At 71.4% G+C, this 22,090-nt stretch carries 16 protein-coding genes; 9 read left to right on the top strand and 7 right to left on the bottom strand.

Annotation, left to right across the window (positions count from 1 at the left end):
- The first annotated feature begins 67 nt into the window (after nucleotides 1-67).
- From KV394_RS03900 to KV394_RS03880, 5 genes are read left to right on the top strand one after another with little or no spacing between them, the layout of a single operon-like run.
- On the top strand, nucleotides 68-1,390 hold the full coding sequence (locus tag KV394_RS03900) for an ABC transporter substrate-binding protein (protein ID WP_205812626.1): 1,323 nt from the start codon (nucleotides 68-70) through the stop codon (nucleotides 1,388-1,390).
- A complete protein-coding gene (locus tag KV394_RS03895; protein ID WP_205828199.1) occupies nucleotides 1,383-2,309 on the top strand; it encodes a carbohydrate ABC transporter permease in 927 nt (308 codons plus the stop codon). The genes KV394_RS03900 and KV394_RS03895 overlap by 8 nt, the downstream gene beginning before the upstream one ends.
- Complete coding sequence (locus KV394_RS03890; protein WP_136028683.1) at nucleotides 2,306-3,208, top strand: carbohydrate ABC transporter permease; 903 nt, start codon at nucleotides 2,306-2,308, stop codon at nucleotides 3,206-3,208. Before KV394_RS03895 ends, KV394_RS03890 begins: the two co-directional genes overlap by 4 nt.
- On the top strand, nucleotides 3,205-3,936 hold the full coding sequence (locus tag KV394_RS03885; RefSeq protein WP_247982355.1) for a hypothetical protein: 732 nt from the start codon (nucleotides 3,205-3,207) through the stop codon (nucleotides 3,934-3,936). The genes KV394_RS03890 and KV394_RS03885 overlap by 4 nt, the downstream gene beginning before the upstream one ends.
- Nucleotides 3,933-6,419 carry a GH116 family glycosyl-hydrolase gene (locus tag KV394_RS03880; protein ID WP_247982354.1) on the top strand — a complete coding sequence of 829 codons (2,487 nt, stop codon included), beginning with the start codon at nucleotides 3,933-3,935 and terminating at the stop codon, nucleotides 6,417-6,419. The genes KV394_RS03885 and KV394_RS03880 overlap by 4 nt, the downstream gene beginning before the upstream one ends.
- A gap of 51 nt (nucleotides 6,420-6,470) precedes the next feature.
- On the opposite strand, the gene KV394_RS03875 is transcribed toward KV394_RS03880, so the two are convergent.
- Entirely contained in the window at nucleotides 6,471-7,604 is a 1,134-nt protein-coding gene (locus KV394_RS03875; protein WP_247982353.1) for a glycoside hydrolase family 172 protein, read from the bottom strand.
- 102 nt (nucleotides 7,605-7,706) lie between these two features.
- On the opposite strand from KV394_RS03875, the gene KV394_RS03870 reads away from it, so the two are divergent.
- The 3 genes from KV394_RS03870 (at nucleotide 7,707) to KV394_RS03860 (ending at nucleotide 11,964) form a co-directional block, all read left to right on the top strand.
- The gene (locus tag KV394_RS03870; protein ID WP_247982352.1) at nucleotides 7,707-8,693 is read left to right on the top strand and encodes a LacI family DNA-binding transcriptional regulator; all 987 of its coding nucleotides are present in this window, start codon (nucleotides 7,707-7,709) and stop codon (nucleotides 8,691-8,693) included.
- Between the two features lie 122 nt (nucleotides 8,694-8,815).
- Nucleotides 8,816-10,333 carry an FGGY-family carbohydrate kinase gene (locus tag KV394_RS03865; RefSeq protein WP_247982351.1) on the top strand — a complete coding sequence of 506 codons (1,518 nt, stop codon included), beginning with the start codon at nucleotides 8,816-8,818 and terminating at the stop codon, nucleotides 10,331-10,333.
- Complete coding sequence (locus tag KV394_RS03860) at nucleotides 10,330-11,964, top strand: fucose isomerase (RefSeq protein WP_136036302.1); 1,635 nt, start codon at nucleotides 10,330-10,332, stop codon at nucleotides 11,962-11,964. The genes KV394_RS03865 and KV394_RS03860 overlap by 4 nt, the downstream gene beginning before the upstream one ends.
- Before the next feature lie 15 nt (nucleotides 11,965-11,979).
- Here KV394_RS03860 and KV394_RS03855 read toward each other — a convergent pair whose 3' ends face one another.
- On the bottom strand, nucleotides 11,980-12,258 hold the full coding sequence (locus KV394_RS03855; RefSeq protein ID WP_247982350.1) for a hypothetical protein: 279 nt from the start codon (nucleotides 12,256-12,258) through the stop codon (nucleotides 11,980-11,982).
- A 123-nt stretch (nucleotides 12,259-12,381) separates the two neighbouring features.
- The gene (locus tag KV394_RS03850) at nucleotides 12,382-14,301 is read right to left on the bottom strand and encodes a heavy metal translocating P-type ATPase (RefSeq protein ID WP_247982349.1); all 1,920 of its coding nucleotides are present in this window, start codon (nucleotides 14,299-14,301) and stop codon (nucleotides 12,382-12,384) included.
- A 144-nt stretch (nucleotides 14,302-14,445) separates the two neighbouring features.
- Here KV394_RS03850 and KV394_RS03845 point away from each other — a divergent pair, with 144 nt between their 5' ends.
- Nucleotides 14,446-15,651, top strand: coding sequence for an endo-beta-N-acetylglucosaminidase H (locus tag KV394_RS03845; protein WP_247982348.1), 1,206 nt, complete (start codon nucleotides 14,446-14,448; stop codon nucleotides 15,649-15,651).
- On the opposite strand, the gene KV394_RS03840 is transcribed toward KV394_RS03845, so the two are convergent.
- The 4 genes from KV394_RS03840 to KV394_RS03825 are packed head-to-tail and all read right to left on the bottom strand — an operon-like array spanning nucleotide 15,635 to nucleotide 22,003.
- Nucleotides 15,635-18,868, bottom strand: a complete 3,234-nt coding sequence (locus KV394_RS03840) for a GH92 family glycosyl hydrolase (RefSeq protein ID WP_247982347.1) — start codon at nucleotides 18,866-18,868, stop codon at nucleotides 15,635-15,637. The two genes, KV394_RS03845 and KV394_RS03840, sit on opposite strands and share 17 nt — an antisense overlap.
- A complete protein-coding gene (locus KV394_RS03835; protein ID WP_136036573.1) occupies nucleotides 18,865-19,794 on the bottom strand; it encodes a carbohydrate ABC transporter permease in 930 nt (309 codons plus the stop codon). Before KV394_RS03835 ends, KV394_RS03840 begins: the two co-directional genes overlap by 4 nt.
- A complete protein-coding gene (locus KV394_RS03830) occupies nucleotides 19,791-20,678 on the bottom strand; it encodes a carbohydrate ABC transporter permease (RefSeq protein WP_136035139.1) in 888 nt (295 codons plus the stop codon). Before KV394_RS03830 ends, KV394_RS03835 begins: the two co-directional genes overlap by 4 nt.
- A 41-nt stretch (nucleotides 20,679-20,719) precedes the next feature.
- Nucleotides 20,720-22,003 (bottom strand): ABC transporter substrate-binding protein, encoded by a 1,284-nt coding sequence (locus KV394_RS03825; protein ID WP_247982346.1) that lies wholly within the window; start codon nucleotides 22,001-22,003, stop codon nucleotides 20,720-20,722.
- Nucleotides 22,004-22,090 lie beyond the last annotated feature (87 nt).

Raw genomic sequence — 22,090 nt, 5'->3', positions numbered from 1 at the left:
CACCCCCACCCGGCGGCAGCCGGGACACAGCATGACTCGAAGACGAGTGACGTCCTGAGGAGGACCAATGCGCAAGACACGCAGTCGCATGTGGAAGGTCGCAGCATCCGTGGTGGTGGCGGGCATCGCCCTCAGCGGATGCTCCGGGGGCGGCGGCGGGGGCGGAGGCGCCGGAGCCGAGGGGGAGCCGGACAGCGGCGAGCTCAACTTCGTCTACATGGGAGACGCCGACCAGCAGAAGGCGTTCAACGCGCTGTTCGCCGAGTTCAACAAGCAGTACCCCGACATCAAGCTCAAGGCCGTCGGCATCCCCAGCGGCAACTGGGCCACGTTCTCCACCACGGTCGCGACGCGTCTCGCCGGCGGGCAGAAGATCGACATCATCCAGGTCGCCACCGAGGGCCAGCGGCTGTTCGCCTCGAAGGGCATCCTCGCCGACCTCGCGCCCTACATCGAGCAGGACCAAGACGTCGTCGACGACTACTGGGACGACATCAGCCCCAACCTGCAGAAGTTCAACGAGGAGTTCGCGGCGGGCCCCGACGGCGAGACCGTCTTCATCCCCGGCGGGTTCAACACCATGGCCATGTACCTCAACAAAGACGTGTTCGAGAAGGCCGGAGTCGCCATCCCCGAAGACGGCAACTGGACGTGGGACGAGTTCGTCGCGGCCGGGAAGCAGATCAAGGAGAAGACCGGCGCCTACCTCGTCGGCGCCGGCTCCGGCTACTTCGTCGACGTGATGCCGTGGCTCACCACCAACGGCGGCAGCACGTTCAACGCCGACTGGAGCGAGCCCACCTACAACTCCCCGGAGGCGGTCGAGTCGGCCGAGTTCGCCCGCAGCCTCGTCGAGATGGGCCTGGCCCCGAAGCCCGGCGGCCAGTTCGACGGCAACACCGCGTTCAAGCAGGGCAAGCTCGCGATCCTCAGCGGCGGACGCTGGCCCGTGCTCGGTGTGCGCGAGCTCGACATGGTCGACAAGACCGTGGTCGTGAACTGGCCCACCAAGACCGGCAACGGCTCGCCGGTCGGCTGGGACGCCTGGAACATCGCCAAGAACAGCGACAACAAGCAGGCCGCGTGGACCTTCATCAAGTTCCTCATGTCGGAGGAGGCCGGCAGCTACTTCGCCGAGATCGGCGGCACCATCGTGCCGGCCCGGGAGTCGGTCGCGAACTCGCCCGCCTTCACCGACAACGCCCCCGAGGGCACCATCCGGCTGAGCGAGGCGATGGACTTCGCCACCCCGATCCCCTCGATCGACCAGGGCGCCGAGGCGCAGAAGGTCATCGAGGAGGCGTGGGGCACGATCATCGCCGGTCAGGGCGAGGCGCAGAAGACCCTCGACGCGGCGCAGGCGGAGCTGGAGCAGCTGGTCGGTGAGTAGCATCGCCGCCGCCCCCACGGTGCGGCGCCCGGGAGCAGAGCTCCTGCGGCGTCGCACCGCGACCGCGGGCTGGATGTTCGTCAGTCCCGCGCTGCTGCTGTTCCTCGTCTTCGTCGCCGGGCCGTTCGTGTTCGCGATCGCCCTGGCGTTCCTGAAGTGGGACATGCTCACCACCCCGGAGTTCGTCGGCGCCGACAACTTCGTGCGCCTGTTCTCCGACCCGATCCTGCCGCAGGTGCTGCTGAACACGTTCGTGTTCGCGTTCGCCTCGATCGTCACCCACCTGGTGTTCGGGCTGCTGCTCGCCCTCGCGGTCAACCGGGTCGCGAGCCGCGTGCTCGGCTACTTCGCCCGCGTCGCGATCTTCTTCCCGTTCCTGATCTCCTGGGCCGCGGTCGCCCTGCTGTGGAAGTACGTGCTCGACCCGACGTTCGGCTACGTGGCGCAGTACGCGGCGACGTTCGGCATCGAGCTGCCCAACTTCTTCGCCGACCCCGCCTGGGCCATGCCCGCGATCATCTTCATCGACCTGTGGCACACGGTCGGCTTCACGTTCATCATCATGCTCGCCGGGCTCCAGACCGTGCCCACCGAGCTCGTCGAGGCCGCCCGCACCGACGGCGCGACCTCGTGGCAGATCTTCTGGAACGTGACGCTGCCGCTCATGTCGCCCACCATGTTCTTCGCCACGATCATCACGTTCATCGGTGCGTTCCAGATCTTCGATCCGATCCAGATCATCACCAAGGGCGGACCGCAGAACTCCACCACGACGATCATCATGTACCTCTACGAGAAGGGCTTCCAGGCCTTCGACATGGGATACGCGGCCGCGGTCGCCCTGCTCGTGTTCGTCATCATCATGGGCGTCACCGTGCTGCAGTTCCTCGGCCGACGGAAGTGGGTGCACGAATCATGACCGTCCTTCCCCCCACCGTGGAGCCGCGGACCGACGTGCTCACCCGCGTCGAACGACAGCGCCGCCGCCGTCGTCACCGCCCCACCGTCGGCGGCGTGATCGTCGACGTGGTGCTCGTGGTGTTCGGCATCCTGATGCTGTCGCCGCTGTTCTGGCTGATCGTGCAGAGCTTCACCGAGCCGGAGTTCGCGTTCGCCGATCCGCCGCGCTGGCTGCCGATCCCGTTCACCACGCAGAACTTCGCCGACGTGTTCGAGTACATGCCGTTCTTCCAGCAGTTCGGCAACTCGCTCGCGCTCGCGCTCATCTCCACCGTCGGAGCGCTGTTCTTCTCGGTGCTCGCCGCCTACGCGTTCGCCCGCATCGACTTCCGCGGCAGCCGCGTGCTGCTGGTCGTGATGCTGTCGGCGCTCATGGTGCCGGGACAGCTCGTCATCATCCCGATCTTCATCATGATGCGGCAGCTCGGGCTCGTCGACACGCTCGCGTCTCTGTGGCTGCCCGCGCTGATCAACGTGTTCCAGATCTTCTTCCTGTCGCAGTACTTCAAGACGATCCCGCGCGAACTCGACGAGGCCGCGCGGCTCGACGGCGCCGGACACCTGTGGATCCTGTTCCGGATGCTCATCCCGCTCTCGGCCCCCGCGGTCGCGGCCCTCGCGATCCTGGGGTTCGAGGCCTCGTGGAACGGGTACTTCGGGCCGCTCATCTTCCTGTCCAGCCCAGAGAACATGACCCTGCCCCTCGGGCTCGTCACGCTGCAGAACGGCTTCGGTGCCGCCCCCGCGGTGATCGTGTTCGCCGCCATCACCATGGTCGTGGTGCCGCTGCTCGTGGTGTTCCTGGCGTTCCAGCGGCAGATCGTGGAGAGCGTCGCATCGACGGGGCTGAAGGGATGAGTGCCGTGGACGCGACGGCGGCCGCCCGTGCCGCCGGTTCCGCTCCCGCTGCGGTCGACCCGGTGCTGCTGCGCCTTCCGGCCGCGGCGTGGCGGGCCCTCGCGCCGCTCGGGGTGACCGGAGCCGCGGCGCTCGCGGCCTGGGCGTTCGGGGCGGCGCTGCTCGGGCCGGCGTCGCCGCTGGTGCCGCTGCTCGTGGTCGCCGCGTGCGTGGTTCCGGCCGCGTGGGCCCTCGGCGCGCTGCACGACCGGATGTTCGACCACGCGGCCGCGCGCCTCCGCCGCCGCGTGCTCGCGGTCGCGGTCGGTGCCGGTGCGCCCGCGGTGCTGCTGGCGTGGTCGCAGGTCACGAGCGCGATCGCCGCCTCCGCCGCGGTGCCCCTGTTCGCCGTGCTCGGGTTCGCGGCGCTGCTGCTGTCCGCCGCGGTCGCCCTCGTCGCGGTGGTCGCGGTGCCCGTCGCCGCCCTCCGCGACGACGTGGGGCTGCGCACGGTCGCGGTCGTCTGTGCCGTCGCGGCGGTGCGTCGCCCGCTCGGACCGCTGGCCGCGCTCGCCGCGTCGGCCGCGGTCGCATGGCTCGGGCTCACCTGGTTCGGCGGGCTGCTGCTGCTCGCGGCACCCCTGCTCGTGCTGCTGTCCGTCGCCGCGGCCTGGCCGGTCGCCGCGGCATCCGGAGTGGCGCTGCCGCCGCTCGTCCCCGGCCGCCGACCCGCACGAGGAGAATCATGACCGACCGCCTGTCCCCGTCCCGTCCGCACACCGAGGCCCCCGCGCTCGCGATGCCCGTGGGTGGCATCGGCACCGGCGGCTTCGCGGTGAACGCCGACGGGTCGCTGCGCCAGTGGCAGCTGCAGGGCATGCCGAACCACCTGGGCGCTCTCCCCGGCACCGGGTTCTGGCTGCGGGTCACGCAGGTCGAGCCGCCGCTCAACGTCATCTCGATGGTGCAGGGCACCCCGGTCCCGGATCCGCAGGCCTCGCTCACCACCGACGGCTTCGTGCCCGAGTGGATGACCGCGGCGGCCGAGAGCTTCAGCACGTTCGACAGCGCCGCGTTCCGGGGCACGTACCCGGTGGCCGAGGTCGAGCTGACAGATCCGCGGCATCCGGTCGAGGTGCGCATGCGCGTGCTCAACCCGATGGCCCCGCGCGACGTCGAGTTCAGCTCGATCCCGACCGGGATGTTCGAGTTCACGCTCACCAACACCGGCTCGATCGGGGTGCACGGCACGCTCGCGGGGTCGCTGCTCAACGCGATCGGGTGGGACGGCATCACGCCCATCGCCGACAGCACTCCGGGGCTGGGCGGCAACGTCAACCGCCTGCGCCGCGGCAGGGGCTGGTCGCGCGTGGTCATGGACAACCCGAGCCTGGACGAGAGCGACCGCCTGGCCGGGCAGCTCGTGCTCGCCGCCGACGACGAGACAGCGGCCGTGCTCACGCGGTGCAGCGGTCTGGAGCACCTCGACGCGTTCCTCCGCTCCCGCGCCGGGAACGACGGACGCTCCCGGCTCGCGCTCGCCCCCACCATCGGCGACCCGCAGCTCAACGCCCCGCAGGGCGGGTCCGGCCCCAGCCCGCAGGGACGGTCGTGGCTCGGGGTGGTCGGCGTGCCCTTCGCCCTCGCCCCCGGCGCCTCGCGGACGATCCGCTTCTCGATGTCATGGCACCTGCCCAACCGGTTCGTCGACATCGAGCAGTTCGGGGCGCCGCACCCGGAGTGGGGAGCGTCCACCTTCTACCTCGGCAACGCGTACGGCCGGCGCTACCTCGACGCGCTCGACGTGCAGGCCACGGTCGAGCGCCGGTGGGACGAGCTCGTCGAGCGCACGCTCCGGTGGACCGGCACCCTCACGGGGTCGAGCCTCGACGCGCAGGAGGTCGAGCACCTGGCCGCCCAGGCCGCGTACGTGCGCAGCCCCACGTGCTTCATCGGCGCCGACGGCCGGTTCTACGGCTACGAGGGCTCGCTCGGCGACTCGACCTGGATGTGGTCGGGCGTCTTCGGCGGGTCCTGCCCGCTCAACTGCACGCACGTGTGGCAGTACGAGGCCGCGCTCGCCGGGCTGTGGCCGAGCCTGGAGCGGAACATGCGCGACACCGAGTTCGACGTGATGCAGGCGGCCGACGGGTCGATCCCGCACCGGTTGCGCGTGCCCACGTATCTGCACCAGATGACGGACGAGTTCATCGGCGGACCGGAGGAGCCCGCGCTCGACGGCATGCTCGCCACGATCCTCAAGTCGCTGCGCGACGTGCAGCGCGGGGCGGGATCGGAGTGGCTCGAACGCCGCTGGCCGCAGCTCGTGCGGTTGTACACGCACATCCGCGAGAAGTGGGACGCGGACGGTGATGGCGTGCTGCGCGGCATCCAGCCCAGCACGCACGACATCGACCTCGCCGGGGTCAACCCGTTCATGGGCACGCTGTGGCTCGCGGCGCTGCGGGCGTACGAGGAGCTCGCGCGGCGGGTGGGCGACACCGACGCCGCGGCGGAGGCGGCCGAGAGGTTCCGCTCCGGCTCGGCGGGGTACGACGAGCTGCTGTTCGACGGCACCCACTACATCCAGGTGCTCGACGAGGGCGACCCGGAGGACTTCCAGTGGCGCACGGGTGTGCTGTCCGATCAGGTGATCGGGCAGTGGTGGGCGCATCAGCTCGGGCTCGGGCCGATCCTGCCGCCCGAGCACGTGCGCAGCGCCCTCCGGCACGTGGTCGCCTCGAATCTGCGGCACGGCTTCGCGGACTTCGCGCACCCGTATCGCGTCTATGCCGACACGGCCGACGACGTCGGGTTGCTGATGTGCACGTGGCCCGAGGGCGGACGACCCGAGGTGCCCACGCGCTACGCCGACGAGGTGTGGACGGGCATCGAGTGGCAGGTCGCGGCGCACTGCTTCTTCGAGGGGCTGGAGGAGGAGGGTCGTGCGGTGCTCGAAGGACTGTGGGACCGGCACGACGGCCGCCACCGCAACCCCTACAACGAGATCGAGTGCGGCGATCACTACGCCAGGGCCATGGCGGGGTGGACGCTGCTGCAGGCGCGCTCCGGCGTGCGCGTGGACGAGGGGACGGGCGAGCTGCACGTCGGCGCCGAGGGCCGCTGGCCGTGGGTGAGCGCGGCGGGCTACGGCACCGTCACCGTGGGGGAGCAGGTGGAGGTCGACGTGGTGGAGGGCGACTGCCCGTTCACCGTGGTGCGCGCGGAGTGAACGCACCGAAGGGCGCCCGCGGGAAGCAGGCGCCCTTCGTCGTGCTCGGTGTCAGCCCTGCGGCGGGCGCGACGGGGAGGCGCCGATGTCGGGCACGGCCGCGCTGCCCAGGTGCACCTCCAGGTCGTCGGCGCTCGGTGTGCGCGGGCGGCGCGCGGTCGGCCGATCGAGGTAGAACAGCGCGGTGGAGGCGATGTCGTCCCGCAGTGGCCGGTATCGCCAGCCGCTGCGCCAGCCGAGCGCCTGGATGTCGACCCGCGGGATGCCGGTGGCGAAGTGGATCGGGTCGAGCACGTGCCAGCGGTACATGCCGAAGCGCTGCTGTGACACGTAGAGGCCGTCGGGCCGGATCACCTGCGGCATCCCCAGATACGGCGTGGAGAAGGCGGTGTAGCCCTGGCCGGGGATGTCGAAGTTCCACGCGCCGCCGAAGTAGTCTTCGGTGCCGGTGCCGCAGATCGTGGGGTGGTCGGTGTCGTCGTCGAGGTAGAACTTGATCTCGCCCTCACCCCACCAGCCGTTGGAGTTCACGCCCCACGCGATGTAGGTGCCGACGTACTGCCCGCGCCCCTCGATGCCCTCCAGCAGGACGTGCGGGGTGCGGTCCTCCAGCGGGTTCGAGCGCAGCCACTGCGCGTGGAAGTAGGCGTCGTCGGAGTGATCGCCCCCGACCTCGTAGGTCACCTGGTAGTAGACGCGCACGTCGACGGTCGACGTGTTCTCGAGCGTGAGCCGGGCGCCGTCGCGGAACGGCATCGGCCAGTAGGAGTTGAAGCCGCCGTGCGGGTTCGCGGCGATGGTCTGCGAGTTCACCTGGGCGAACACGCCCCATCCGTTGCAGAAGAAGTCGCCGTAGGGCACCTCGACCGCGGGTTCCGCGGCGCCGTCCCAGTACGCGCGCAGCAGCAGGGTGCGCCAGTTGTCGGTGTGGGTGGTGATCCAGATGTGGGTGATCTTGCCCGGACCCTCGATCGCGGCGAGCTCGAAGGTCTCTCCGGCCGGGATGTCGACGCTGGGGGAGATCTTCCAGCCGGGGCCGAGGTCGCGCGCGCTCGCCGCACCGGTGCCCTCGGTGGCGCGGCCGCCGCCGCCCGGCGAGCCGTCGAAGTTCTCGGGCGAGATGGACCGGGTCTGCACGGTGCGCAGCGCTGCGAGCGTCGACAGAGAGGAGGGGGCAGGCGTCATGGCCGCCAATGTAATCGATTTCAGATGGATGCACCAGAGACATCGCGAGCGCGCGATACTGTTGCTTCACGTCCGGGGTCACCGGACAGGCAGTGAGGGTGCATGGCCACGATCTACGACGTCGCGGAGCTCGCGGGCGTCTCGCCCGCGACGGTCTCCCGCGTGTTCAACGGCACGAGCGTCTCGGAGGAGAAGGTGGCCGCGGTGCGCGAGGCCGCCGCCCAGCTGCACTTCACGCCGAACCGCGCGGCCCGCACCCTGCGCACCCAGAGCTCCGAGGTCATCGCGCTCGTCATCCCCGACATCGAGAACCCGTACTTCACCGAGATGGCGCGCGGCGTGGAAGACGTCGCCTCCGAGGTCGGGTACTCGGTGGTGTTGTGCAACTCCGACGCCCAGCTGGAGAAGGAGGCCACGTACCTGCGCATCGCGATCGCCGAGCACATGTCGGGCGTCATCATCGCGACCGCCGACGAGCACAGCGATCTGGGCGGCATCCTCGCCACCGGGCGACCCGTCGTCGCGGTCGACCGCAGCACCACGTACGACATCGACGGCGTGGTGATGGCCAACCGGGCCGCCGGCACCTCCGCCACGCAAGACCTCATCGCCGCGGGCTATCGCCGCATCGCCTACATCGGCGGGCCCGAGCACATCGACACCGCGGCCGAGCGCGCGGCCGGCTGGCGCTCCGCGCTCTCCGCCGCAGAGCCCGACCTCGACCTGGACGAGCTCGTGCGCTTCGCGACGTTCCGGGTCGACGGCGGCCGCGCGGCCATGGAGGAGCTGCTGGCGCTGCCCGAGCCGCCCGATGCGGTGGTCGCGGGCAACAACCTCATCGGGGTCGGCGCCCTGCAGGTGCTCACCGAGCGGGGGCTCACGCCGCCCGCGGTCGGGGTCGCGGTGATCGGATCGCTGCCCTTCACCACGCTCTCGCCCACGGCGGTCACCGTCGTCCGGCTCCCGGCGCGGCACATGGGGGTCACGGCGGCGCGCATGCTGCTGGAGCGGATCAAGGGCGACACCCAGCCCGCGCGCACGGTGGTGCTGCGCAACGAGGTGCAGTCCGCGAGCACGCCCCGCGCCTGACGCCCCTGCGGACGGGCGGGCTCTGCCGGGGAAACGCCCACGCATCGGCTTGCGGCTTGAAATCGATTTCGCTTACCATGGCGAAAGGTCGGATCACCGGCCGCCCTGCGTCGAGGAGGACCATGCGCTGCACCATCGGTGTCGACATCGGCACGTCCAGCAGCAAGGGCGTGCTCGTCGACGAGGCGGGGACGATCCTCGCGACCGCGACGCGCGCGCACGAGGTGAGCCGCCCCCGCACCGGCTGGGTCGAGATGGACGGCGAGGTCTGGTGGGACGAATTCGTCGGCCTGGCCCGTGAGCTCCTGGCCGCAGTGCCGGAGGCCGAGGTGGCCGGGGTCGGCGTCAGCGGCATGGGTCCCTGCATCCTGCTCGCCGACGAGCACGACCACCCCGTCCGCCCCGCCATCCTCTACGGCGTCGACACCCGCTCCACTGCGCAGATCGCACGGATGACCGCGGAGCTGGGCGACGAGGACATCACCCGCGTGGGCGGCTCGACGCTCACGTCGCAGGCCGGCGGCCCCAAGATCGCCTGGGTCGCCGACGAGGAACCGGAGGCGTGGTCGCGCGCCCGCCGCCTCTACATGCCCGCGTCCTGGCTCGCCCGCAGGCTGACCGGCGCCTACGTGCTCGACCACCAGTCCGCCAGCCAGGTGTCGCCCCTGTACGACATCGAGCACGAGCGCTGGCACGAGCCGTGGTGGCAGCGCTACGCGGGCACGGTCGAGGCCCCGGAGCTGCGGTGGGCGGGCGACGTCGCGGGCACCGTGACCGACGCGGCCGCCGCCGCCTCCGGCATCCCCGCCGGCACCCCCGTGGTCACCGGCACCATCGACGCCTGGACCGAGGCCGTCAGCGTGGGCGCGCACGAGCTCGGCGACCTGATGCTGATGTACGGCACCACGATGTTCCTCGTCGCCACCGGCGCCGAGACCCTGCGCACGCCCTCGATGTGGACGACCGCCGGTGCCTTCGCCGGCACGCGCAACCTCGCCGGCGGACTCTCGACCTCCGGCGCGCTCACCGCCTGGCTGAAGGACCTCACCGGCGCGGACTACCCGGAGCTGCTCGGCGAGGCCGCCACGTCCGGCCCCGGCGCCCGCGGGCTCCTGATGCTGCCGTACTTCGCGGGCGAGCGCACGCCCATCCAGGACCCGGATGCGCGGGGCGTGATCGCCGGCCTCACGCTGGAGCACACCCGCGGCGACCTGTACCGCGCGGCGCTCGAGGCCACGGCACTCGGCGTGCGCCACAACGTCGAGACCATGCGGGCCGCCGGCGCCGACATCCGCCGCATCGTCGCGGTCGGCGGCGGCACCCAGGGGCGCCTGTGGCTCCAGATCGTGTCCGACGTCACGGGACTCGTGCAGGAGGTGCCCGAGACGACCATCGGCGCGAGCTACGGCGCCGCGTTCCTCGCCGCCGGAGCCACCGCGGCCCCGGGTGCTGCTCCCGCCATCGACGCCTGGAACCCGATCGCCGAGACCGTGCGGCCCGACGCGGCGCTGCGCCCCTTCTACGACGCCCTGTTCGACCGCTACGTGCGGCTGTACGAGGGGACCACATCCGTCGTCCACGACCTCGCCGCGGACCAGCGCGGCGCGACCCCGACCACCCCGACCCCGGAGGCACCATGACCACGTACACCCTGCCCGCGCCCGCCGCGCGCCCGACCGCGGCACCGAAGACCGCGTACCTCATCACCTCGGGCGATCTGCGCGAGTCGGCGAACGTCGCCGGGTGGCCGACCCAGGTGGAGCTCGAGGCCGGTGTGACGGGCGTGCTGAACGACCTCGGCTGGGAGGTGATCCGGCCGTTCGGCGTCGACCCCGAGACTGGTCACGGCTTCATCTCCAGCCAGCGCATGGGCCTCGAGGTGTTCCGCGACATCCCCACCGATGCCCCGCTGGTGGTCGCGATCGCCAACTGGCAGTACTCGCACCACGTGCTCGCCGGGCTGCGCACGCACGAGGGCCCGATCCTCACGGTCGCCAACTTCGCCGGTGACTGGCCGGGGCTGGTCGGTCTGCTCGGCCTGAACGCCGGGCTCACGAAGATGGGCAAGCCCTACGCCACCACCTGGTCGGTCGACTACACCGACGACTGGTTCATCGACGGCATCCGCGAGTGGACCGAGACCGGCGCGATCACGCACGACCAGTCGCACGTGCGTCCGCTGCCCGCGTTGCCGGACAGCCCGGAGAAGCAGCTCGGTGAGGCCCTGGCCGCGCAGCTGCGCGCCGACAAGGCCATCATCGGCGTGTTCGACGAGGGCTGCATGGGCATGTACAACGCGATCTTCGACGACGAACTGCTCAACCACACCGGCATCTACAAGGAGCGGCTGTCGCAGTCGGCGCTGTACGCCGAGATGCTGACCGTGACGGAGGACGAGGCCGACGCCGCGTACGACTGGCTGATCGACCACGGCATGACCTTCCGCTACGGCGACGACGCCGCGACCGAGCTCACGCGCGAGCAGGTGCAGTGGCAGCTCAAGATGTACATCGCCGCGCTGCGCATCGCCGACGACTTCGGGCTCGACGCCGTCGGCATCCAGTACCAGCAGGGTCTCAAAGATCTGGTGCCCGCGTCCGACCTCGCCGAGGGCATCCTCAACACCACGGAGCGCCCGCCGGTCACGTCGCGCGACGGCTCCCGCGTGCTGCACGAGGGCCGCGCGTTCCCGCACTTCAACGAGGCCGACGAGGGCGTCGCGGTCGACGCACTCGTGACCGACCGGGTCTGGCGGGCGATGGGCCTCGTGCCCGACAACACGCTGCACGACGTGCGCTGGGGCGAGGACTTCGACGGGCAGTTCGTGTGGGTGTACGAGATCTCGGGCTCCGTGCCCGCCTCGCACCTCGGCGGCTGGGAGCACGCGGAGGGCTGGCGCCAGGGCCATGTGTTCTTCCCCGCGGGCGGCGCCACCATCAACGGCGTCTCGAAGCCCGGCGAGGTCGTGCTGTCGCGCGTGTTCATCGCGGACGGTGTGCTGCAGGCCGACATCTTCCGCGCCTCGGTCGTCGAGCTGCCGGAGGAGGAGACGCAGCGCCGTAAGGACGCCACCAACCCGGAGTGGCCGATCGCCCACGTGGTGCTGCACGGCATCTCGCGCGACCAGTTCATGGCGCGGCACAAGGCCAACCACGCGCAGCTCGTCTATGCGCCCGACGCCGAGACCGCGGACCGGGCCCTCATCGCGAAGGCCGCCATGTTCGACGGGATGGGGATCCGGGTGAACCTCGTGGGGGACGTGCGCGTCTGAGCCGGGCGCGGGGCGTCACTGCGAGCGCCAGAACCGCACGGCGAGGTTCGTGAGCTCCTTGTCGAGGTCTTCCACCTTCGACTCGATCCGACCGAGGCGGGCGTCGATCCCGTCGACGCGGGCCGAGAGGGTGCCTTCGACGCGGTCGATGCGGGCGGAGAGGGTGCCTTCGACGCGACCGACCTCGGAGCGGATGACACGACTGAGCTGCGTCGTCAGGAGGGTCATCCCGCCGAGCATCACGGCGGCGAAGACGCCGAGCAGCGTCCAGATCTGCGGGTCGTTCACGGGCATGCCTCCAGTGTCTGCCAGGACGTCCACGGTGTCACGGTATTCCGCAGGCGCCCGCGCGCGAAGACCCCATCGGTGCGGTGACCGTCGTCGGACGGCGTCGTGGAGGAGGGGTGAGCGCGCCGGTCAGCGGCCGGGCGCGGGCGTCGCGGCGACCGCAGGGACCGCGTCCGCACCCGTGCCGTCGGCACCGGGGCGCAGTCCGCTCGGCGGACCGCTCAGCGCGCGGAGGGCGTAGAGGATCGTGGCGAGGTCGACGAGCTCCTGCACGAGCGCCCCGGCGACCGCGGGGATCAGGCCCGTCATCGCCACGACCATGAGCCCGACGCTCAACCCGATGCCGATCCAGATCGCCGTGAGCGCGACGCGCAGGGTGTGCCGGCCGATGGCGACCGCGTCGACGACCTTCGCGAGCGAGTCGACGAGGATCACCACGTCGGCCGCGTCGCCCGCCGCGGTCGCCCCCTTGGCGCCCATCGCGATGCCGATGTCGGCCGCCGCGAGCACCGGGGCGTCGTTGACGCCGTCGCCGACCATCAGCACGGGCCGGGGTTCGAGCTCGGCCGCGAGCCGCACCTTCTCCGGCGGGAGCAGTTCGGCGTGGACCTCCTCGATGCCCAGCTGGTGCGCCACCGACTCCGCCGTCGACCGCACGTCGCCGGTGAGCATCGCGACCCGTTCCACCTCGTGCAGCCGCAGCCACGAGACGACCGCGGCGGCCTCCGGCCGCGCCGCATCGGCGAGCAGGAGCGCTCCGGCGAAGCGACCGTCCACCGCGACGTAGGCGGCCGCCTCGCCCGTGCCCAGCTCGGCGCGCACGGTGTCTGGCGCCAGCGACGCGACGTAGGCGGGCTTGCCGACCACGACCGTGCGGCCCCGGATCGTCGCGGAGACGCCGTTGGTCGCGGTCTCGCTCGCCTCCGCGGCCGCCTCGAGGGGCAGCCCCCGCGCCTCGGCGGCGGTGCGGATACCCGCGGCCAGCACGTGCGACGAGTACTGCTCGGCCGAGGCGGCGAGCTGCAGCACCTCGTCCGCGTCGAAGCCGGGCGCCGGTCGGACCTCGACCAGCTCCGGGCGGCCCTGCGTGAGCGTGCCGGTCTTGTCGAACGCGGCCGACCGGACGCGCGCGATCTGCTCGACCACGGCCCCGCTCTTCATGATCACGCCCGACTTCGCGGCCCGGGACAGGCCACCGAGGAACGCCACGGGTGCCGCGATCAGCAGCGGGCACGGGGTGGCGAGCACGAGCACCTCCGCGAAGCGCGTCGCATCGCCCGACAGCGCCCACGCGGTGCCGGCCAGGACGAGCGCGACGGCGGTGAAGGGGATCGCGAACCGGTCGGCGAGACGGACGATGGGCGCGTGCGAGGACTCGGCCTGATGCACGAGGGCGACGATCTGCTGGTACTGGCTGTCGGCTCCGGTGCGAAGGGCGCGGAGGCGGATCGCCCGGCTGCCGTTGATCGCGCCGGACAGCACCTCCTCGCCCGCGTGCCGCGAGACCGGCAGGCTCTCACCGGTGAGCGAGGACTCGTCGAACTCGCCCTCGGCCGTCAGCAGCGTGCCGTCGACCGGCACGATCTCGGCCGGACGCACCAGCAGCACATCACCGACCGCGACCTCGTCGACCGGCACGTCGTGCGCCTCGTCCGACTGCGCGTCGCCGGGGTCGTGCAGCACGTGGGCGATGCGCGGCGACCGGTCGAGCAGGGCCGACAGGTCGCGGCGGGCGCGGCGGCCGGCGAAGTCCTCCAGCGCCTCCCCGCCCGACAGCATCAGCACGATGATGAGCGCCGCGATGTACTCGCCGACGGCGAGTGTCGCGACCATCGCCACGACCGCGAGGATGTCGAGGCCGACGTGGCCGCGGAGCACGTCGCGCACCATCCCGATCAGGGTCCACACCACGACCGCGGCGACGTACACCGTCGCGATCCAGCGCCCGACCTGCTGCTGATCGACCGCGTGCAGCACGCCCACCAGGGCGAACGCCAGCACGGTGAGGGTGATGACCGGATACCGCCACAGCAGGCCGAGCGAACGCATGCCCCCAGCATCCCGCGGAACGGCGGCGGAGGCCAAGGGCGGATCGTCCACTCTTTCACCCGCAGAACTTAAGCGATATAGTCGGCCGCGAGTCGCGCCGATGCGGCTCGCGCTCGACAACGATGCCGAAGGAGACGAACCCCCATGTATCCGTCCTCATCCAGAAGTCACCGCCATCGGCGCGCCTTCCCGGCCGCCCTCTCCGCCGCTGCGGTGGCCCTCACCGCGGTCGCCGCGACGGGCCCGGCCGCTGCGGACGCCACCGTCGACGAGGCGAAGCTGGCGGTCTACGTCGAGGTCAACTCGAACGATTTAGCGAACGTCGCCGACTACACCCTGGCCGATTCGGGTCGCCCCGCCGTGGATCTCGCGATGATCTTCGCCGCGAACATCAACTACGACGGCCAGCAGGCGTACCTGCACCTGAACGAGCGGGTGACCGAGACCCTGCAGGATGCGGAGAACCAGATCCGGCCGCTGCAGGCGCAGGGCACGAAGGTGCTGCTCTCCGTGCTCGGCAACCACCAGGGGGCCGGGTTCGCGAACTTCACCTCGTTCGCCGCCGCCGACGCCTTCGCCGCGCAGCTCGAGGACGCGGTGACCACGTACGGCCTCGACGGCATCGACTTCGACGACGAGTGGACGGAGTACGGCGCCAACGGCACACCGCAGCCCAATACCCAGTCGTTCGGGTGGCTGGCGACCGCGCTGCGCGAGCGGCTCGGCCCCGACAAGCTCATCACGCTCTACGCGATCGGCCCGTCGTACACCACCACCGACTTCACGCAGTTCGACGTCGACGGGGTGCTCGACCACGCCTGGAACCCGTACTACCCGACGTACGACGCCCCGACCGTGCCGGGCCTGGACGATCGCGCGCGGCTCGGCGCCGCGGCGATCGACCTGTCGAACACGAGCGCCGCCACCGCGGCAGACTTCGCGCAGCGCACGGTCGCCGACGGGTACGGCGTCTACGTCGCCTACAACCTCACGGCGACCGACCAGTCCGCCTACCTGTCCGGGATCACGCAGGCGTTGAAGGGAGAGGCCACGGTCTTCCAGGCGCCTCCGGCCGACACGACCGCGCCCACCGTGACGTTCAAGAGCGGCGCGCAGTTCACCAAGCAGAAGGACGACGGTTACAAGCGGGTGAGCTTCCGGCTGCACGACGAGGGGCTCATCGACCGGGTCGTGCTGAACGGCGTGCCGACCGACCTGGAGAACGGGGAGTCCCGCGACCTCGACGTGCTGAAGCCCGGCGTGCTCGGTGCCGTCCTCGGGGTCAACACGCTGCAGGTGGTCGACGTCGCCGGCAACAGCACCGAGGTGACGTTCACGCTGACGAAGTGACCGGCGCGAGGGCGAACAGCTCGAGCTGACGGATCGTGACCTCGGCGTCCGCGCACAGGCGGATCGCCGGGGTCACGGTCCGTGCGGCCAGGGTGAACGGGGTCGTGCGATCCGGCCGCAGCGCCTCGGCATGGGTCGCGGCCACCCGCTCCCACCCGCCGTCCGCCCGCTCGACCTCCCAGTGCCACCCGGACGCGGGCGCCGCGGTGACCGCGGTCACGCTCACGTCGGTGATGTCGCGCGCCGCGGGGAAGCGCCACCCCACCCACTCGCCCGGCCGCAGGCTCACGCCGTCGGCCCCCGCGGGGTCGCCGTCGTCGAACAGTCGCGCCGCGTGGTCGAGGCCCCGGGAGGCGATCGACTCGCCCGCCTCCGAGGTCAGGTCCGGGTGCCACGGCTCGACGGCGACGTCGGGCGCCGCGGCCTCCAGCGCCTCCGCGGGGTCGAGCGTGAAGGTCAGGTCGAGCACCGCATCGCCGGTCAGTCGTTCCACGGGCAGGTCGGCCGTGGGGAGGGGGTCGCCGTCGAGCAGCGCCGACCGGAGCACGTGGGCGCCCGGCTCGCTCCGCTGCACGCGGATCCGCAGCGTCGACCCGTCACCGCGATCGACGCGGACGTCGTCGAACAGCGGGGAGCCGATGCGCAGCCGCCCGGAGGCGAGCTCGAGCGGATACAGGCCCAGCGCCGCCCACAGCCACCAGGCGCTCATCTCGCCGTTGTCCTCGTCGCCGGGGAAGCCCTGCCCGATGTGCGCGCCGGCGAACAGACGCCCCGCGAGGTCGTGCACGATCGCAGCGCCCGCCCACGGGCGGTCGGTGAACGCATACAGGAAGGGGATGTGGTGGGCGGGCTGGTTCGAGATCGCGCACATGCCGGAGCGCAGCGCGCGGGCCTCCCGCTGCTCGTGGATGACCGTGCCGTAGGCGCCGCCGAAGCGTTCGTCGGCGGTCTCCGGCTCGGCGAACAGCGCGTCGAGGTGGCGGCCGAGACCGGCGGGGCCGCCGTACAGCGTCGCGAGCGCGGGGCCATCGTGCACCGCGCCGACCGACATCCCCCACGCGTTGGTCTCCACGTTGTCGCCACCCCACACCCGGGGGTCGAAGCCGGGCGCGAACGACCCGTGCGCGTCGCGGCCGCGGAAGAAGCCCGAGTCGGGATCGAACAGGGTGCGGTACGACCGGGCGCGGTTGGCGAGGTAGCGGGCGAACGCGCGGTAGCGGGCGGCGTCCGTGGCGGTGGCGGCGTCATCGGCGAGCTGCCGCGCGAACCGCCCGAGGGCCGCGTCGCTCACGGCGTTCTCGATGCTCCAGCTCATGCCCTCCGGCACGTCGGAGGAGATGTACCCGGTGAAGCGCCCGCGACCGATGCCCTTGCGGCCGCGACGGGCGTCCGGCCCCGGCTCGCACGCGTGGCGCCAGCCGCTCTCGAACGCGGCCTCCCGGTCGAACGCCACACCCCAGCGCGCGGCGTCGGCGAAGATCTGGTCGCTCGACGTGCCCACCATGCTGTCGACGTACCCCGGGGCGCTCCACCGCGCCATCCACCCGCCCCGCCGGAACTGGGCGAGCTGGCCGTCCAGCAGCTGCCCGGTCAGGGCGGGGTCGAGCAGCGCCAGCGCGGGCCACTCCGTGCGGTAGGTGTCCCAGTAGCCGTTGTTCACCACGAGCTCGCCCCCGGGCACGGGCGCACTGGTCTCGGTCTCCCCGAACGGCGCGCGCGGCGCGAACACGTCGGCGAAGCGGTGGTCGGGCGCGGTGGTGGTGCCCGCGTTCTCGCTCGCCGTGTTCGGGTACAGGTGCATGCGGTGCAGGGTCGCCGCGATCCGGGCGCGATGCTCCTCGTCGGCGAGACCGCGGTACGGCCGCTGCCGCGGGTCGAGCGGAGGGAGGGTCACGCGGCCGAGCAGGCGGTCCCACGCGGCGGCTGCGGCGGCGCGCAGCTCCTCGAAGGACCGGGACGGCGGAGCCTCCTGGGCGAGGCTGCGCCGGGCCTGCGCGATCGACAGGAACGACACCGCGATGCGGACCTCCAGGCTGCCGCGCCCGTCGAGGTGCCCGGCGACGCGCCCGCGCCCGTCGTCGTCGAGCCGGCCGCGCGCCTCGGTCGCGCCGACCGTCGCCCCGGCGAAGTAGCAGCGCGGCGCGTTGCCCCAGTCCTCCGCGCCCTCCGGGATCCAGCCCTCGAACTCGCCGTCGTCCGTCCAGGTCAGGCGGCCGTCGTCGGTGAGCTGATCGATCACGAAGCCGACGGTGGCCGTGGGGTCGTCGGCGGCCACCCGGAACGCCGCCGCGTGCGAGGTCGCGGTCATCGCCACGTGCAGTCCGTCGCCAAGGTCGGCGGCGTACTCGTGGGGGCGCGCCCGTTCGCTGCCCGGCACGATCCACCGTCGCCGTGCCGCGCGCCCCGAGCGGGCGCGGCCGAGGAACGGCATGAGCTGCAGCACCGAGCGATCACCGATCCACGGGCTCGGCTGGTGCGAGAACTGCAGGGCCTCCAGGCGGCGGCCCTGCGGATCGTCGTGCACGAACGGGCGGTACGGCCAGCGGGCGTCCACGGCGTCGGTCGCCGGCGTGACGAACGTGAAGCCGTGCGGCACCGCCACCGCCGGGATCGTGTTGCCGCGCGAGAACCGCGGTCCGGAGTGCGTGCCGCGGCGGGTGTCGACGCGCTCGACCGGCGGCAGGTCGGGGTCCGCCGGTCGGCGTTCCTCCACACGGACCTGCACGAATCCGGTCGCGCGGGCGGGCAGACCCTCCGCGCCCGTGAGCGACGGCGCGCCCAGCACCAGCTCGACCGTGGCCCGCACCGCGCCTCCGGTCGACAGAGGGGCGAGCGCGACCGTATCGGCGTTCCACTGCTCCGGGAGGCTCCAGCGGGCGGCGAACTGCGCCTCGGGCGTGAGCGGCACGTCGTAGCGGTCGCGGACGGCGGCGTGGTCGCTCAGCCGCGTCCCGTCCGCCGTTCGCACGTCCACCGTCACCGCGAGCGCCGCGTGCGGAGCCAGGGTCGCGTCCGCCCCGTCGGCGTAGAACGCCCAGTGCAGCACGGTCTCGGGGGTGACGGTGAGGTCGGAGAGCCCCGGCACGTCCAGCCGCTGCGGCCCCAGGGCGGGATCGAAAGCGAACGCGAACACGTCGCCGGGGAGCACCCCGGCGTGCGGGCGCGACGACGGGGGATCGGCCGGACCGGCGGCCGGGGTCAGCGGCGCCGCGGTCACCCCTTCAGCGCACCCTCCTGCACGCCCTTGAAGAAGAACCGCTGCGTGAAGGAGAACATGATGATGATCGGCACGAGGGCGATCATGGTGCCCGCGGCGATCAGGCGCGGGTCGACCGAGAAGCTGCTGTTCAGGTACGCCATGCCGACCGTGAGCGTGTACTTCGCGGGGTCGGAGAGCACGATCAGCGGCCACAGGTAGTCGTCCCACGCGCCGATGAACGCGAAGATCGCGACGACCGACACCATGCCGCGGATGTTGGGCCACACGATGTGCCGGATGCGCTGCCACGTGGTCGCGCCGTCGACGGTCGCCGCGTCGAGCACGTCCTTCGGGATCATGCGGCACGCGGTGGCCACGAGCAGCACGTTCATGGCGCTGATCGCTCCGGGCAGGAACACGCCCCACAGCGTGTCCGCGAGCCCGAGGGCGCGGATGGTGAGGAAGTTGCTGGTCACGGTCACCTCACCGGGGAACAGCAGGGTGGAGAGCAGGATGCCCATCACGATCCACTTGCCGCGGAACCGCATGCAGCCCAGCGCGTAGCCCGCGAAGGTCGCCAGGATCACGTTGCTCAGCACCGTGCCGAGCGAGACGAGCAGGGAGTGCCACGCGTACAGGTACACCGGCACGATGTCGGCGACGCGCGTGTAGTTCTGCAGGGTGGGGTCGCGCGGGATCAGCTCCGGTGGGAACGAGTAGATGTTCTCCTGCGGACCCTTGAACGACGTGGACAGCTGCCACACGAACGGCCCGATCACCAGGAAGAGCACCAGGAGGAGCAGCGCGTAGCGGCCGATCAGCCCGCCGAGGGTCGGCTTGCTGAAGTCGCCGGAGCCGCGGTGCCGGAAGATGCGCTCGCGCGCGGGGCGGACCGGGGCGTCGTCGGCGCGGTCGTCGGCGCGCGGTGGGGTGAGCGTGGTCATGCGGAGACCTTCGCCTTCTTCTCGCGGTTCATGAACGCGATCGCGGCCAGGGGCACGAGCGTCAGGAGGAACAGGGCCACGCTGATCGCGGAGGCGTAGCCGATGTTGCCGTTGAGTCCGGAGCCCACCTGGCGGATCAGCATCACGAGCGACATGTCGTAGCCGCCGGGGCCGCCGGTGCTCTTGGAGAGCACGTCGAGCTCGGCGAACACGCGCATGGCCGACACCGCGATCAGCACCGAGATGAGGAGCATGGCGCCGCGCACGGACGGGATCGTCACCGAGAGGAAGCGACGGAACGAGCCGGCACCGTCGAGCATCGCGGCCTCGTGGAGCTCCTTGCCCACGTTCCCCAGCGCCGCGAGGTACACGACCATGTAGTAGCCCAGGCCCTTCCAGACCGTGAGCAGGATGGCGCAGCCCAGCAGCAGCCAGCGGTCGACGAGGAACGCCATCGGCTTGTCGATCAGACCGAGGAACTCCAGGGTCTGGTTGATGATGCCGCGACTGTCGAACAGCCAGGTCCAGATGAGGGCGACCACCACGACCGAGGCGATCACGGGGAAGTAGAAGGTGGTGCGGAAGAACGAGATGCCCGGCAGCTTCTTCTGCACCAGCAGGGCGAGCAGCAGCGGCAGGATCGTGAGCAGCGGCACGCACACGACCACATAGATGAGGCACGTCGTCAGCGCGTTCCAGAACATCTCGTCGCCGAACATGCGCTCGTAGTTCGCGCCGCCCACGAACTCGGGGGTGCGCAGCGGGCGGGCGTTCGTGAAGCTGAGGACGACGGTGTTGAGGAACGGCCACAGCGCGAACACCAGCACCCAGATCACGGCGGGGGCGAGGAGCAGCCACGGGGTGAACCACCGGTGGGACCTCATCGTCGTCCTTCGCTGCCGGGTGCCGGTGCTCGCGCTCATGGTCACTGGTCCACGCGGTTCGCGTTGGCGTACTCGACGATCTTGTCGAGCTGGGCCTTCGGGTCGGCCTCGCCGTTGACCGCGAGCGCGATCTGCTGCGTCATGTAGGTCGCCATGTCCGACGTCCACTGGAACGGCAGGGCCTTGGCGTCCTTCATCGCGCCGAACACCGTGTCGATCGCGGCGAGCTGCTTCTCGTCGGTGACGGAGGAGGCGATGTTCTCCACGACCTGGTCGCCGCCCTCGGCCGTTCCGGGCGCGGTCCCGACCGCGAGCGACGAGAACGCCACCTGGTTCTCCTGGTTCGTCGCGAACTCGGCGAACGCGAGCGCGGCTTCCTTGTTGTCGGAGTCGGCGGAGACGTTCAGGCCCTGCACGTAGAGCGGTGCGATGCCGAGGCGCGGGGTGGCGACGGTGTTCGCCAGCAGCGACGGGGCGTCCTTCTGCAGATCGGTCGTGAAGCCGGTGCCGCCGGTCGTGAAGGCGACCTTCTCCTGGATGTAGGCCTCCGCGTTGCCGCCGTAGTCGCCGGTGAGCGCCTCGGCGGGCATGGCACCCGCGGCGTACGCGTCGGCGTACTTCTGGATGATCGCGGCGGCCTCGTCGGTGTTGAAGTCGAACTCGCCCTTGTCGTTGATGACCTCCATGCCCGCGGCCGTGAACGTGTCGAGCGCGGGGATCGAGGAGAGCAGCTGCACCTTGCCGCCCGACTCGGTGGCCACGTCGGTGGCGAGCGTGAGCAGCTCGTCGACCGTGGTCGGCAGGCTCTGCTCCGTGACGCCGTAGGGGGCGAGCTGGGCCAGGTTCCACCACGACGCATCGCTCGACAGGTACCACGGCAGACCATAGGTGCCGTCGACGCCCGGGTACTGGCTGTAGGCCTCCCACGCGCCCGTGTTGTACGCCGACTTCAGGTCGGGGTCGGCCGTGTCGAGGTCGACCAGCTTGCCCGCGGCGACCAGCGGGTAGGCGATGTCGGGCGGCAGGTTGAGCACGTCGGGCAGGGTGTCGGCGTTGGCCTGGCTGAGGATCTTCTCCTGGTAGCCGTCGCCGGGCTGGTCGAGCCACTCGACCTTCACGTCGGGGTGCTCCTTCTCGAACGCGTCGATCAGGTCTTCGAAGTACGGCGTGAACTTCTCGTTCTTGAGCGACCAGGTCTGGAACTGGATCGTGCCGCTCAGGTCGCCGGAGGTGTCGATCGGCCCGGCGTCTCCGGCGCCGGCGCCACCGCCGGTGCAGCCGGCGAGCGCGAGGGCGCCGATTGTGAAGGTTGCCAGTGCAGCCATGCGTGCGGGAACTCTCATCGTGCTTCTTCCTCGAGGCGGGCGATTCGGCGCGGGTCCGACAAGACCGGACTACAGCGCTTTAGCTGA

It is taken from the genome of Microbacterium sufflavum, assembly GCF_023101165.1.
Classification (GTDB): Bacteria; Actinomycetota; Actinomycetes; order Actinomycetales; family Microbacteriaceae; genus Microbacterium; species Microbacterium sufflavum.
This window is presented reverse-complemented; position numbering and strand designations above follow the sequence as displayed.

Coding starts and splice junctions, on each gene's coding strand:
- KV394_RS03900 (WP_205812626.1), top strand. CDS start 68: ATGCGCAAGACACGCAGTCGCATGTGGAAGGTCGCAGCATCCGTGGTG.
- KV394_RS03890 (WP_136028683.1), top strand. CDS start 2,306: ATGACCGTCCTTCCCCCCACCGTGGAGCCGCGGACCGACGTGCTCACC.
- KV394_RS03885 (WP_247982355.1), top strand. CDS start 3,205: ATGAGTGCCGTGGACGCGACGGCGGCCGCCCGTGCCGCCGGTTCCGCT.
- KV394_RS03880 (WP_247982354.1), top strand. CDS start 3,933: ATGACCGACCGCCTGTCCCCGTCCCGTCCGCACACCGAGGCCCCCGCG.
- KV394_RS03875 (WP_247982353.1), bottom strand. CDS start 7,604: ATGACGCCTGCCCCCTCCTCTCTGTCGACGCTCGCAGCGCTGCGCACC.
- KV394_RS03870 (WP_247982352.1), top strand. CDS start 7,707: ATGGCCACGATCTACGACGTCGCGGAGCTCGCGGGCGTCTCGCCCGCG.
- KV394_RS03865 (WP_247982351.1), top strand. CDS start 8,816: ATGCGCTGCACCATCGGTGTCGACATCGGCACGTCCAGCAGCAAGGGC.
- KV394_RS03860 (WP_136036302.1), top strand. CDS start 10,330: ATGACCACGTACACCCTGCCCGCGCCCGCCGCGCGCCCGACCGCGGCA.
- KV394_RS03855 (WP_247982350.1), bottom strand. CDS start 12,258: ATGCCCGTGAACGACCCGCAGATCTGGACGCTGCTCGGCGTCTTCGCC.
- KV394_RS03850 (WP_247982349.1), bottom strand. CDS start 14,301: ATGCGTTCGCTCGGCCTGCTGTGGCGGTATCCGGTCATCACCCTCACC.
- KV394_RS03845 (WP_247982348.1), top strand. CDS start 14,446: ATGTATCCGTCCTCATCCAGAAGTCACCGCCATCGGCGCGCCTTCCCG.
- KV394_RS03835 (WP_136036573.1), bottom strand. CDS start 19,794: ATGACCACGCTCACCCCACCGCGCGCCGACGACCGCGCCGACGACGCC.
- KV394_RS03830 (WP_136035139.1), bottom strand. CDS start 20,678: ATGAGGTCCCACCGGTGGTTCACCCCGTGGCTGCTCCTCGCCCCCGCC.
- KV394_RS03825 (WP_247982346.1), bottom strand. CDS start 22,003: ATGGCTGCACTGGCAACCTTCACAATCGGCGCCCTCGCGCTCGCCGGC.